13 protein-coding genes are annotated in these 13389 nt (G+C 61.1%); 2 read left to right on the top strand and 11 right to left on the bottom strand.

What is annotated here, in order from left to right; translation table 11 throughout:
- Window positions 1–10: 10 nt before the first annotated feature.
- The 8 genes from BV911_RS05535 to BV911_RS05570 are packed head-to-tail and all read right to left on the bottom strand — an operon-like array spanning window position 11 to window position 7753.
- A complete protein-coding gene (locus BV911_RS05535; RefSeq protein WP_205963805.1) occupies window positions 11–862 on the bottom strand; it encodes a bifunctional 5,10-methylenetetrahydrofolate dehydrogenase/5,10-methenyltetrahydrofolate cyclohydrolase in 852 nt (283 codons plus the stop codon).
- Between the two features lie 5 nt (window positions 863–867).
- The gene (locus tag BV911_RS05540; protein WP_086052593.1) at window positions 868–2016 is read right to left on the bottom strand and encodes a hypothetical protein; all 1149 of its coding nucleotides are present in this window, start codon (window positions 2014–2016) and stop codon (window positions 868–870) included.
- A gap of 31 nt (window positions 2017–2047) precedes the next feature.
- A complete protein-coding gene (locus tag BV911_RS05545) occupies window positions 2048–2893 on the bottom strand; it encodes an ABC transporter permease (RefSeq protein WP_086052594.1) in 846 nt (281 codons plus the stop codon).
- Window positions 2890–3660, bottom strand: a complete 771-nt coding sequence (locus BV911_RS05550; RefSeq protein WP_240512157.1) for an ABC transporter ATP-binding protein — start codon at window positions 3658–3660, stop codon at window positions 2890–2892. The genes BV911_RS05545 and BV911_RS05550 overlap by 4 nt, the downstream gene beginning before the upstream one ends.
- Before the next feature lie 12 nt (window positions 3661–3672).
- Window positions 3673–4254, bottom strand: a complete 582-nt coding sequence (locus BV911_RS05555; RefSeq protein ID WP_086052595.1) for an NAD(P)H-dependent oxidoreductase — start codon at window positions 4252–4254, stop codon at window positions 3673–3675.
- Window positions 4255–4272: 18 nt separating this feature from the next.
- Window positions 4273–5664: an FAD-binding oxidoreductase gene (locus BV911_RS05560; protein WP_086052596.1), complete on the bottom strand. Its 1392-nt coding sequence runs from the start codon at window positions 5662–5664 to the stop codon at window positions 4273–4275.
- The gene (locus BV911_RS05565; RefSeq protein WP_086052597.1) at window positions 5661–6965 is read right to left on the bottom strand and encodes an amidohydrolase family protein; all 1305 of its coding nucleotides are present in this window, start codon (window positions 6963–6965) and stop codon (window positions 5661–5663) included. The genes BV911_RS05560 and BV911_RS05565 overlap by 4 nt, the downstream gene beginning before the upstream one ends.
- A complete protein-coding gene (locus BV911_RS05570) occupies window positions 6962–7753 on the bottom strand; it encodes a creatininase family protein (RefSeq protein WP_086052598.1) in 792 nt (263 codons plus the stop codon). Before BV911_RS05570 ends, BV911_RS05565 begins: the two co-directional genes overlap by 4 nt.
- Before the next feature lie 269 nt (window positions 7754–8022).
- Here BV911_RS05570 and BV911_RS05575 point away from each other — a divergent pair, with 269 nt between their 5' ends.
- Together BV911_RS05575 and BV911_RS05580 are read left to right on the top strand one after the other, a co-directional pair.
- Entirely contained in the window at window positions 8023–8793 is a 771-nt protein-coding gene (locus BV911_RS05575) for an IclR family transcriptional regulator (RefSeq protein ID WP_086052599.1), read from the top strand.
- Window positions 8790–9608: a hypothetical protein gene (locus BV911_RS05580; protein ID WP_086052600.1), complete on the top strand. Its 819-nt coding sequence runs from the start codon at window positions 8790–8792 to the stop codon at window positions 9606–9608. Before BV911_RS05575 ends, BV911_RS05580 begins: the two co-directional genes overlap by 4 nt.
- Before the next feature lie 91 nt (window positions 9609–9699).
- Here BV911_RS05580 and BV911_RS05585 read toward each other — a convergent pair whose 3' ends face one another.
- The 3 genes from BV911_RS05585 to BV911_RS05595 form a co-directional block, all read right to left on the bottom strand.
- On the bottom strand, window positions 9700–10830 hold the full coding sequence (locus tag BV911_RS05585; protein ID WP_086052601.1) for a Gfo/Idh/MocA family protein: 1131 nt from the start codon (window positions 10828–10830) through the stop codon (window positions 9700–9702).
- Between the two features lie 118 nt (window positions 10831–10948).
- Window positions 10949–12514: an extracellular solute-binding protein gene (locus BV911_RS05590; RefSeq protein WP_139840037.1), complete on the bottom strand. Its 1566-nt coding sequence runs from the start codon at window positions 12512–12514 to the stop codon at window positions 10949–10951.
- Between the two features lie 77 nt (window positions 12515–12591).
- Entirely contained in the window at window positions 12592–13350 is a 759-nt protein-coding gene (locus tag BV911_RS05595) for a GntR family transcriptional regulator (protein ID WP_139840038.1), read from the bottom strand.
- Between the last annotated feature and the right edge of the window lie 39 nt (window positions 13351–13389).

The following is a 13389-nucleotide window of genomic DNA, read 5'->3' on the forward strand; positions in this document are numbered from 1 at the left end:
GCGCGACCGGTCACGGCTGTTCCATGGCCGTGACCAAATTCGATAGCAGGAAAGCGCGTGTCAGCGCGCCGACCGACCCATGCCGGGGGGTAACCCATCTCGCAATCTGGCCGACATCTGCGGCGATGTCGGACACCATCTGGCCAGCCGCGTCATAGCTGATGCCAACCCCGACCACGGCCGCACCCGGTTTGATCATGGCGCCACGGATCAGATCGGGAACGCCCGCCGCCGAGATGACCACATCGGCGGCAGCAATGGCAGCGGCGCTATTTGCCGACTGACGGTGCAATAGGGTGACTGTTGCATCGGTGCCCGGCAAAGACAGCAACATCGCCAGCGGGCGGCCAACAAGCGCCCCGCGCCCTACGATCACGACCGAACGGCCTGCCAGCGGGATGTTATAGGCCCGCAGGAGCGCAAGGATCGCTTGCGGGGTGCAAGGTCGCAGCCCCGGCGCGGCTGCAACGAGCCGGCCAAGATTGACCGGATGCAGCCCATCGATATCCTTGGCTGGATCCACCGCTTCAATTAGGGTCTGGGCGTCCAAATGATCTGGCAGCGGAAGCTGGACCAGAAAGCCGTGCACTGAAGGGTCGGCGTTCAAAGCGGCGATTTCAGCCAGCGCAGCCTGCGGGTCAATGTCATGCGGCAAGCGGATGTCTTTTGATGTGATGCCGATTTCTGCGCAATCCGCATGTTTGCGGGCGACATAGGCATCGCTGGCCGAATGATCGCCGATCAGAAGGGTGGCAAGGCAGGGGCTGTGTCCGCGCTGCCGCAACGCGGTGACCCGGGATGCCAGATCGGCGCGAAGACGGACGGCGAGCGCATCGCCGTCCAGAAGGAGTGCTTTGGTCACAGGTGTCACTTCAGCCCGATTGTGGGATCGATGAACCGGTTGGTGATGACCATCTCCGGCGTCGCGTCGGGATTGGCCCGCTCGTCCAAGGACCCGGCAAGGAAATCGAAGATGATCTGCACCCGGTCCATGTCGAAATCGCCAATCGTGTCGTTTGATCCGTTGCCGACGATGGCCTCGTCGACCATGGTCTTTGTGGCATAGTCCATCAGCGCGGCTTCGGTCTTCCACCACGATGTGCCGTTGCCGGCGTCGTTGAACGCGGTGATGACGGCGTTGGCCTCGTCCGGGTCCGTGGCGTAGTCGACTGCGGCCTGTTGCATCAGCGGTACGACGGCGCTGAGGCAGGGGGCGAGGTCGTCCAGTTTATCCGCGGCGACCGACACAATCCCCGTATAGTTCACATAGCCCAAATCGTTGATTTTGACGAAGCCGATCGGTTTGGCCCAATTATTGCCATTCTCGAATTTGTAGACCTCGGAGGTGACGAACCCTTGGTTCAGCCATGTGCCGTTGTTCACCACGAAGTTTTCGCCGTCGCCGCGATAGCCTTCGACAAAGACATCGGCATCGATGCCTTGATCCACCAGAAATTTGCCGAAGGTGCGTTTGATCGTGGAGACATAGATTTTCCCTGCATCGGACGCAGCAAAGGCCTTGAGATCGTCAATAGAGTGGAAGCCCTCGGGATAGGTTGCCGCGTCCCACAGCAGCGCACTGGGCGAGATATCCAGCGGCGCAAAGACGCCCACGGTGGGGAAGCGTTTTGAAAAGATGACCGAGTTGTCGAGTTCCTGATAGCCCAGATGCGGCAGCACCCCGGCTTTGGAATTGCCCATGAACAGCGCCGAATACGAGGTCTCGCCGTCGCCAAGGCCGATGCCACTGCCGCCTTCAAGGATCATCAGGTCGATGCCGGTCGACCCCAGCGGGCCGCGATAGACACCGGGGGACATGTCGCCGCCGCTGCCGATCAGTTGGACGAAGCCGCCATGTTCCGCCTGCGCCAGCCAGTCCTTTTGCAAGATCAGCGGGTTCGGGCAAATATCGGCCAGCGGCGTAGTATAGGCCTGTTCTGCAAACGCGCCCGCCTGAGCCGAGGGCGCAATCAAGACTGCAGACAGAAGGGCAAGGGCAGAGGTTTTAGCGGTCATGGGTCAATTTCCTGCAGGGGTAAACGGGGCATCACGAAGATTTCCCACCGGATTCATGCCAGTCCGAGAACAGCCGGTTCCCGAGCCACGCAAAGAACAGATAGACGCCGATTGATAGCGCCGATGAGGCGATCAAGGCCGCATACATCTGCTCATATTTGAAGTCGATTTTGGAATTGATCAGCATCTGGCCAAGGCCGCCGCGCCCTGCCAGAAAAAACAGCTCGGAGACGATGGCACCGATCACGGCAAGACCGGCCGAGATCCGCAATCCGGCAAACAAGGCCGGGGCCGCCGAGGGCAGGCCGGCTTTCCACAAGATGACCTGCCAGCCCGCGCCTTGCAGGCGGAACAAATCGATGATGCCGCGATCAACGCTTTTCAGACCCAACAACAGCGTGGTCGGGATCGAAAAGAAGGTGAACAGCGCCACGATCAACACCTTGGGCAAAAAGCCGAACCCGAACGCACTTTGGATCAGGGGGATGATGGCCAGAACCGGGATGGATTGCAGGGCGACAAGATATGGAAAGGCCGCACGCTCCATCACCTTGAGGCGGAACATCAAGATGCCGATGCCCATCCCAAGTGGGATCGAAATGGCCAAGCCCACCACCGCGATGGATAGGGTCACGGCGGCACGCGCGCCCAGTTCGGCCAGAACGTCGGGCCGGGAGAAGGCCTGCACCCACAGATCGCTCGCGCCGGGCATCAGAAACTGGCGATGCTCGGGCAACTGCGCCCGGGTCCCGGCATACAGCAGCACCAATGCCAGCCCCATAAGCAGGGGCGGCAGCAAGGTCAGCGCCAAACGTTTTCCGACGGGCATGGGCGGTTTTGGCGGGGTGGGGGGATAGGCTGTGATGGTCTGTGTCATTGGGCCGGTCCTGCGGTTTCAAGCGTTGCGCGCAGGGCGCTTGAGATTGTATTGCATGTCTCAACGAAACGCGGATCAAAGCGCAACTCTGGGCGGCGGGGATAGGGGAAGTCGATCTCGAAGGTTTCGGTGATCCGACCGGGCCGGGCCGACATGACGGCGACACGGGTGGAAAGATACACCGCCTCGGGGATGGAGTGGGTGATAAACAAGCCGGTAAAGCCCTTGCGCATATACAGATCGACCAATTCGTCAATCAGACGCTCACGGGTGATTTCATCCAGTGCGCCAAAGGGTTCGTCGAACATGAAGACGCTGGGGTCCAGCGCCAAGGACCGCGCCAGCGACGCCCGCATCCGCATGCCGCCAGACAGTCGTTTGGGATAATGGTTCTCAAAGCCCTTCAACCCGACCAGTTCGATCTGTTCCCGGGCGATGGCCGCCCGCGTGCTGGCAGGGACCCCGCGCAATTCCATCAGCAATTCGACATTGCCCTGAATTTTGCGCCACGGCAGCAGGGTGGCATCCTGAAAGGTGAAGCCGACATTATTGCGGTCCACCCGGACGGTGCCGCCAGTATGGGGCAGCAAGCCGGATGCGATCCGGGTCAAGGTGGACTTGCCGCAGCCTGATGGCCCGACGATCGACACAAATTCGCCAGCGCGGATGCGCAGCGCAATGTCTGCCAACGCCTGCGTGCCGTCCGGAAACCGCATCGAGACATCATCGAATTCCAACGCGATTTGGTCTTGGGGGTGATCAGTCATCTGTGGTCCACCTCAAAAAGCCAACATTTTGCGGCGTACCTGCGCCAGATAGCGGTCAATTTTCTGCGGCGTGGCCGTGTCGATGGCGTAGAGGGCATTGTACTGCACTTGCACCTTTGGATGACAGATGACGCGCAGGAACCGCGTTGCATTTTTGCGCGGCGGATCACCCAGAACCATGGCGCGCCAGTGTTTCGCGCCATAGGTCGTCACGGTGGCCAGCTTCCGAATATTGGTCAGGCCCGGGCCGATTTTATTGTCCTCGAATCGAAACGACACATCAGGCAGGAACACCCGATCAAAATAGCCCTTCAAGATCGCAGGCCAACCGAAATTCCATACCGGATGGCACAAAACCAGCGCATCGGCCGCTTTCAATCGTTCGACGTAAGACGCGACCGGCGCCTGATTGATGGCGGTGTCGTGATAGTCTTCCCGGCCCTGCGCGCTGAGCACCGGATCAAAGCCGTCGGCATAGAGGTCAAGGTCATCAACCTCGTGGCCAGCTTCGGTCAGACTGTCGACCACCACCTCGTGCAGGCGCGCAGCAAGGCTGTTGGCCAGCGGATGAGCATAGATCACATGGACTTTCATCGGGCGCTTCTTTGCAGGTTACTCATTGAAGAGGAATGTTTTTCCGGGTGTTGGCGTCCAGCCCGGATCGGTCCAAGCGATCATTTTTCCCGGGTTCATCAGGCCTTTCGGGTCCGTTTCTCGTTTAAAGGCAAGCTGGGTCAGATCTGGGCGCTTCATGCCGCCTTCCTCCAATGTGACGCGGTGGGGGTTAAACACGGGCAGGCCAAGCGTGCCTTCCAAAATGGTCACGATCTCTTCCAGCCGCTCTTCGCTGGTAAAGCGGATCAGCGGGATGCCGACCGGAGTGACCACCCCATCAAAGCGGGTGAGTTCCAAATGGATCAGCACTTCGTCGCCAAAACGCGCTTTGACGCGATCAAGATCGTCCAAACAGGTGGCGCGTGGGAACATCATCTGAAGATAGGTCATCGCCGGATCCACCCGCAAGGCGCGCAGCGTTGTGTGGTTCCAGCCCAGTTCATAGGCGTGGGGCAGGCGGCGTGTGCTGGGATTTTGGTCGGCACGAAAGCGGATGCTGGCGCCGGTTCCTGCGATCATAGCCTCTAGCGCGGGCAAGGTATCGGCCGAGATCATCGCCGCCAGAACCGCCTCGGTGGCGGGAACAAAATCGCGATGACGCAAGAAATAGGTCTGGCAGATCGCGGCCTCAAATACCGACAGCATGCGTTTGTCGATGGCGGGGCTGTCGCCAATCGCCATGGCCAGTTCCGTCAGAGGCTCAAGCCGCTCAGCGCCGATCAGAACGTCCACCCAGTCTGTCGCCGGATCCAACGGGATCTCGACCTCGGTGATGACGCCATTCACGCCATAGGCATGTGAGGCTTTAGGAATATCTGCGCCGGTCAGGTCGATTTGGCGCGGCGTCTCTTCCATCGTGGTCAGACGCAGGCGGCGGATATTGGCCGGGTTGCGCAATCCGCCCCAGCGAATGGCGCCAACACCGCTGGAGCCTCCCGCGATGAAGCCGCCGATGGTGGCGGTCTGGACTGTTGAGGGGAAAAGGCGGATTTCCTGTCCGGTGGCCCGGGCCGCTTTTTCCAGATCGGCAATGATCGCGCCAGATTGCGCGGTGATGTGCCCGTGGCTCAGGTCGGTCACGGCAGTCAGGTGGCGCAGATGCAGGATGCAGCCCCCGGCCAGCGGCATCGCCTGCCCATAATTGCCAGTGCCGCTGCCGCGCACTGTCACCGGAACATTGTGCTGCCAGCAGGTTGCCAGAATGTGGCTGACCTCGGCCTCGGTGCGGGGGGAGACTACGAAATCTCCGGTCACATCCGCCAATTGCCGCTTCAAGATCGGACTGTACCAAAAGAAATCCCGGCTTTTCTGCCGGACGGTGGCGGGGCTGTCTTCCAGATCAAACCGGGCGAGGGCAACCTTGCAGCCTGCGATATCTGTGGTGGTCATAGCATGGCCTTTGCTGTTAGGGCGCGGCCCGGTTGCGGGGTAAGCGGCTGACCCCGGCGCAGGACAAGCCGTGTTTGCCCGCTGCCGGACAACAGGTCCACCCAGTCGGTGCCTGCGAAGATCGTCAGATCCGCTGCGTGCCCCGCCGTCAACCGCCCGGTCAGGTCCGAGCCTATGGCCTGCGCCGGTACACCCATCACCATATCGGCAAGGGCCGAAAGGTCTTGGTCAAGATGCGCGGTCTGGGCGGCGGTGCGCATCAGGTCAAGCATGTCGAAGTCGCCAAATGGCAGAAAAGCATCCTGAACGTTGTCAGACGCCAAACTGACGGGAATTCCCCTTGCCCGCATTTCGGTGATCGGCGCGATGCCGCGTAGTCGCGGGGATACGCCCGGTTGCCGCGCTTGCAAGTAAAGGTTGGTGCGGGGCAGGGCGATCACGTGAATGCCCGCTTGGGCAATCTGATCCAATTGCGCCGACAGGCCATCCGTTGATTGCGTCGACAGGGCGCAGCAATGCCCAGCCACAACGCGGCCACTGAACCCTGTTTCTAGAACCGCCTCTGCCAAAGAGGCAATGCCAGTTGCGCCTGGGTCGAGGGTTTCATCGACGTGGAAATCTGTGTCCAATCCATGCCGGTCCGCGGCCCGCAGGAACGCCCTCAGCTCGGACGCGGTCGCCATGCCGGGGGCAATAAACGCGCCAAGGACGCCGCCCCGCCGGGCCACTTGGGCGCAACGGTCTTCAAAATCAGGGTCCGCCACCCGCGACAGCGCAAACAGCGCGACGGGTTGGACCGCTATCTGGCCCGCATAACGCGCCGCAAGGTCGGCAACCACATCCCAAGCTACGGTGTCGTCGGGCAATCCATAGGTGTCCAGATGGGTGCGGAGCGCCCCGGTCCCTTGCGCCACGGCGCGGGACAGGCCGCGCTCCATCCGGGTGTGAAGATCGTCGGCGGACCAGTTCGGCAGGTCCCGGCGCACCGTTTCAATCGCGCCAAACAAGGTGCCATCGGCCAGACCAGTGCGGCGCACCGTATAGGCCTTATCTAAGTGGACATGGGCATCGATGAATGGCGGCAATGCGGCATGCCCTGTCATATCGACCACAGGCAGATCTGCCGCCTCCGGCATAAGAGTGCCGTTGCTCAGCGCCACATCGGTCGTCCCAAACCCCTGTGCCACGTCCCGCATCCGAAGTCCGGCGGTCAAGGCAACCGGCACCCGCAGGTTGCGCAGCACACACCCTTGCGGATGGCGCTGCAGGCTCTGGCGAAGATGATCCAGCGCGGAGGTCATGTCAGGGGCTGCAATGTGTCAATCGGGTGGCGAGCGACCTCTGCCAGCAGTTGGGCATAGCGCCGCGCCGCATGGTTGACGATGGCCGACCCAATTTCGGCCGAGGCCGCGGCCGCATCGCCTGCCACACCGTCAGCATGCAAGTCTTGCGCCACCCATCCTGCCGAAACAGGGCCGAGCAGACGCAGTACCTCGTTGTGTTCTGCAACCTCGCGGGACGTGGGCACAAAGTTCCGCGCCGCGCTCATCTCGACCAACTCGGGCCGGAAATGCAGCATTGCGGCGGTCTCGACCAGCCCGCCATGCACGCCATCCCGGGCCTCGGCCACTGAGACCAGCCCGGTCGGAAATCCCATCGTGACCCAGCCTGCCGACACCGCAAACAGCCCCAGTTCAATCCGCAACTGGCGACATGCGATCTGCAGAACGGGGACGTTGCCGCCATGGGCATTTAAAAAGACCACCCGGCGCAGACCCGCCCGCGCCACGCCGCGCCCAACCGCCAAAAGCGTCGCCAGCAGGGTTTGCGCGTCAATTGTGACCGTGCCCGGGAAGGACAAATGTTCGTCTGATTTGGCATAGGCAATCGCCGGAAGCACCAGCACATGGGCGTCTTGGGTGGCCTCTGCCGCGCTGCGCGCCATGCCTTCCGCCAAGACCAAATCCGTCGACACCGGCAAATGCGGCCCATGCTGTTCCATCGCGCCGACCGGGACGAGGGCGACCGTGTCGGGGGGCAAGTCAGAGAATTCGGTGGTCCGTAGATCGGACCAGAAGGCATGAGACATAAGAAATCCAGAATTTGCTCGATTATCGAACTGATGTTCGTATATAGATCGATCCGTGCCGGGTCCGGTCAAGATCGGCGCAACCAAGGCCGGTGCTGCACCGCAGGTTCGCCCCAATTAAAGGCGAGAATTCCACCTGCCGCACAAATATTTTGCATTGGCTGATTCCGGTTTGGCACAAGCCGCCACGATGATGTCTTTGCGGCCGAATTTGGCATTCGCTGCGAAACCACGTGGCAGACACGCCGCCGTAGTAGAGTGAGGCAAGGATGAGCGAAGACACCGCGACGGTTGGCGCAGAGATTTCATTGACGTTCCAAAAGGGGTTGCGCGTTCTTGAGGCCTATCTCGATGGATCGGTTTCCCTGTCGTCCTCCGAAATCGCGACCCGAACAGGATTGAACCGGTCGGTGGCCCGTCGATTGATCCGGACGTTGGTGCAGGCCGGGTATCTGACCGAAGACCGGGGGCGCTATGCGATGACGGTGCGGGTGTTGCGGCTGACGCAAGGCTTTACCGGTGGGCGCGGATTGGCACAGGTGATCCAACCGATCCTGCGGCTTGCATCCCATGACATCGGCGACGCGGTCTCATTCTCGATGCAGGACGAGACCGAAGCCGTCTATGTCGCGCATGCCTTCATGCCGTCGCGGTTCACGCTGAACCGGGTCACCGTTGGATCGCGCGTGCCGCTGTTGCCGACAGCGGTTGGCCGGGCGATTTTGGCGTTCTTGCCCGAAGACGAAGCCGACCGGATCCAAACTGCGGTTCCGCCCCCGCTTTATACGGAACAGACAGAAACCCGGCTTCCGGTGATCCGCACGCTGTTGGCCGAAACCCGCGCGGCAGGGTACGCCTATGTTCAGTCGGAATATGTCGAAGGCGTCAGTTCGTTGGCGGTGCCGGTCTTTCGCCCCGATGGCGCGGTCGTCGGGGCTGTGTCGGTCATCTTTTCGCAGGGTGAACACAATGATCAGGACCGTAGCCGCATCGTGACGCGGCTGCGACAGTGCAGTGCAGATGTGGGGGCGTCGTTTTGACCAAGGTTGTCACCGGCACAGACCTAGCCGCGCGGATCAACATGCAAACCGCGCGGCGCTTGGCCCAGTTGCCGCAGCCTGCGCGACTGACGGTCCTTAGCGACGGCAGCGGCCCGGCCGCCGCCTATGCACAGCGGATCACCGGCGCGGGCGACCGGCTTGGGATCGCGGTGACGCTTTTGGGCTATTCGGACCGAACACTGGTGGATCTGGCGCAGGGGGATGAACCGGTTCTGGCGCTTTTGCCGCTGCCAGACGGACTGACCCGGGCCATGCTGTCCGAGGCCATCGGGGCCGACCGCGATGTGGAAGGGCTGCACCCGGCGCATCTGGGTCAGCTGGTGCTTGCGTCGCCAACTTTGGTGCCGCCGACGGCACAAGCTGCGCTGTATTTGGCTGAAGCACTGGCCGGGACGTTGAAAGGCAAGACCGTCACGGTGGTCGGCGCCTCTGCGGTGGTTGGCTGTCCGTTGACGCTGCTGTTGCTTGCGGCAGAAGCGACGGTCAGTGTCGCCCATGCCGCCACCGGGGATCTAATCGCTTTGACCCACGCGGCCGATATCGTGATCAGCGCAGCCGGAGTGCCCGGCTTGATCACTGCGGCGCATATCCGTCCGGGGGCGATCATCGTCGATGTCGGCCTCACCCGGACGGATGCCGGTCTTTGCGGCGATGTGGATATCACCTCGGTCATGGGCAAAGCCGCGGCACGGACCCATGTGCCGGATGGTGTCGGCCCGGTGACCACCGCCTGTCTGATGCGCAATGTGGTTGATCTGGCCGCGCGCAAACAGGACCCGACAAACCGCGCCTAAACGCGATTGCGGTCATCCTGCCGTGCGATGGGCTGCGGGGATTTTGGCCTTTGTTGCATAGGTCAGGCGTCTTTCCCCGCCCAGGCGCGGTTCAGTTCAGATCCGAGACGTCGGTCCAGTTGTCGTTCTTGCGGATCACCTCGATGATCTGCTGATACTGGCTGCCATCTTTGAAGGTCGGGTAAGGATCGACCGGTTCACCGGAAATGTCCTTGACGAATTCCCGCGCCAGATAGTGCCAGCATTGCTCCGTCTCGCCGGTCACGTCCGGCGTCGCCGCAACGATATCCTGGGGCAAGGGCAGATCCTGCCAGGTTTTATCAGCGCCGTAATAGGACAACTGACCGCTGCCGTAATGACCCTTGATATAGATCGCGCCCTTGGTGCCATAGATCACGATATGATCGTCGTGGAAGCGCGGCACCAGCCCGCCATGCTTGAACAGCACCGAGACCGGCTTTTCGGCAAACGGGCTCTCAATTTGGGCCAGAACGGTGTAGGACCATTCCACGTCGCTCTCTCCCCATTTCAGCGCTGGATCGTTCAGGTCCTTGGGGATGAAGTTGCGCCGGGTGGCGAAATTATGGACCCCATCGACAATCGGGGCACGGCCCAGATCGTCGCGAACCTCGCCGATGATCTTCAGGATCTTCTCGCCGACCACAGCCGCCGCGATGGACAGGGTGTGGGTGAAGTTGTTGTTCAACCGGCCACCGCCGTCTTTCTTGCGGTGCGACCAGCCAAAGGGAATGTCGCGTTCGAGATTGAAATGCGAGATGCATTCGATCTCAACCGGCTCACCGATTGCGCCCTCGGCAACCAGCCGCTTGGCGTGCTGCACGCTGGGGGCGTAGCGGAAGCTGGCGGCATAGGCCGTCTTGACGCCCTTCGCTTCGGCCAGTTGGTACAGTTCGATCGCGGTGTCGGCGCTTTCGGTCATCGGCTTGTCGCAAAAGACGTGGCACCCGGCGGCGATGGCTTGCTTGATCGGCACGTAATGGGCGCCGCCCGGGGTCGCAATTGAGACAATGTCGGGCTTGCAAGTGTCCAGCGCCTCTTGCCAGTCGGTGCCTGCGTAAGGGATGCCCATCTGTGCGGCCACCTCGGTGACAACCTTCGGCGTGCGGCCCACGATGCCGACTACCTCGGCCCCGGCCCCCCGAAACGCATCCGCATGGCCTTGCCCGGCAAAACCGGTTCCCGAAATCAAGACTTTCAACATCGCTATCCTATTTTCTGCCTGAGAAGGCCGGTGATCTGTCGTGGGTCAGCCATGGCTGCCTGTGCAATAGGGCGGGGCAGCCCGCCGCCGCGCCCTATCTGTGTTTAAGATGAGGGGATCAGTCGTATTGACGCGCGTAGGCGTCGTTCATGACCTCTAGAACGTCCGTATATCCCATCTTGTTCAAGGTGGCGATGTAGGCGTCCCACTCGGCATTGATGTCGCCGGTGCCAAGCACCCAAGCCTGCTGACGTTCCAGCATATAGGACTGGATCGACGGCCAATACCGGTCATAGACCGCCTGTTCATCCTTGTTGAACGCAACACCGAGGAACTGGTCTACCAGCAAGTCTTCGGAATCGTAGAGTTCGATGCCTTCGCGGGCAGCTGGCGCGGTCCACTGCCACTCATAGCGGTAGTCCTGCCAGAAGCCTTTCTTGATCTGCGCACCCATATCCCAAAGCTGGCTGTTCACCGCCCGATCGCTGTTCAGAACCGCGTCCTTGAAGACCGGCTCGCCGTCGATCATGTCCCAGGTTTGACCTTCGACGCCGAAGTTCGACAACAACCGGCCGGTTTCGGTGAACCAGAAGTCGAAATACTTAATCGTTTCGACCGGGTGGGCGTTGCTGTGACTGATGGCCCAGCCATCCGGTTTGATCGGGATGCGGCGGTGCTCTTCGATCCGCTTGCCGCTGACCGATTCCGGCGGCAGGAAGGGGATGAAGTTGAAGCCTTCGACCTTGTCCTGAAGCGCGGCGTTATAACCCGAAGTTGAGGCGAACCAGTCATGGGTCATACCGCCCAAGTTTTCCGACAGAAGATAATCCCGGGCCGAGGTGCCCCGCGTGAAGACTTCGGGGTCGATCAGGCCTTCGCCATACCATTTTGCGACATTGGCCAAGCCGTCACGATAGGTGTCCTGCGCGTAGGGATGCACCACCTTGCCGTCATCGCTGACCAGAAAATCATGTGGTGTGTCCGACCCGGACGACCGCCCATCCCAGAGGGTCACCAGCCGGATGACTTCTTCCCAGTCGCGCACGAACAAAGGGATTTCATCCTTCACGCCGTTGCCGTTGGGATCCTGATCGCGGAAAGCCACCAGCACGTCGTATAATTCATCGACGTTCTGCGGTTGTTCGAGGCCCAGTTTGTCCAGCCAATCCTGCCGGATGAAATAGGCCCGCCCGTATTTGCCGTCGGGCAGATACGGAATGTAGTACATGTTGCCGTCATAGGCCGAGATCGCCTGCCGCAGTTCTGGGCGTTCGTCGAAGAAGGCTTTGATGTGCGGCGCGTGCTCGTCGATCAGATCGTTCAGCGGCAGAAAGGCCCCTTGCGGACCGTATTCGTTCACGGGTTGTTTGATCAGTTGGCTGCCCACAATGTCCGGCAAGTTGCCGCTGGCCAACAGTAGGTTCATTGCCTCATAGGGATCGACCGAGTTTTTGCCCGAGGTCCGGTCGATCAGGTAGATGTTGGTCAATTCCCGCGCGGCTTCTTCGACCGGGTAAATTTCGCTGGCATTGCCGCCGACGCCATATCCCTGCGCCCGGTCCCAATGCATGTGGATGGTCAGTTCCAGCGGTTCGTCCGTGATCCGCAGATCTTCTTGGGCCATGGCCGTTGTGACCAGGCATGTGCTGCCCAGAATGGCTGAAGCCAGTGATAGTTTACGCATAGTGTCCTCCCTATCGTTTCGTTCAACTCGTCCGCGATCCCCTTCCCAGTGATCGCAACGCTTTCTGTCTGTCGCCGCTATCGAGGGGCGGTCGGCAGTTCTATCAATCCGTGCAAGCGTTCGTCGGTGAACAGCACGCCGACCTGACGGTCCAAATCACCGATATGTGCCCGCAGGGCCGCTTCGGCGCCATCCGGGTCGCGGGCGCGGATCGCCGCAACGATTGCACTGTGTTCTTCAATGACCTCTGGGCCGCGCAGGATGCGATGCAGCCGTCTGATATGGCGCGCCCGATTGAGGTCGAACTGGGTGCGCCGTGCCGTCGTCCAGACGTCACCATAGCCTGACAGGACAAACAGGTGCCGGTGAAAATCTTCATCGAGCGCGAAAAAGTCCGCGGCATCATCGGCCGCAAGCGCGTCTCTCTGGCGGGCCAAGACGGCCTCAAGCTCGTCCACGCGGTGCCGAGGGTCTGGGGCCGAAGCCGCGCCACGGACCGCACCGATCTCAAGCTGGAGGCGGATAAAACAGGCGGTGGTATAGCGTCTGACCGAAATACCGGTGACATAAGTGCCGCTTTGGGGCACGATCTTGACGAGGTTGATTTCATCAAGGCGGATCAAGGCTTCGCGCACTGGCGTCTTGCTGGCACAAAGCGCTGCCGCGATTTCTTTCTCGGACACCCGTTGCCCCGGCTGCAATTTTACCCCTACGATCAGGTCTCGGAGCAAATCGAAGACCTGAAAGGTCATGTTGGCATCCGGGTCCAGCTGAACGGTCGCTAGCAGGTCGGAGATCGTGACTGCGTCTGCTTGCCCATCGGGCGGTTGTGACACACGGTGCCCCAAAATTCACTCCTCGCCCCGCGGTAAAAC

This window comes from Pseudoruegeria sp. SK021 (assembly GCF_002119405.1).
Classification (GTDB): domain Bacteria; phylum Pseudomonadota; class Alphaproteobacteria; order Rhodobacterales; family Rhodobacteraceae; genus Meridianimarinicoccus.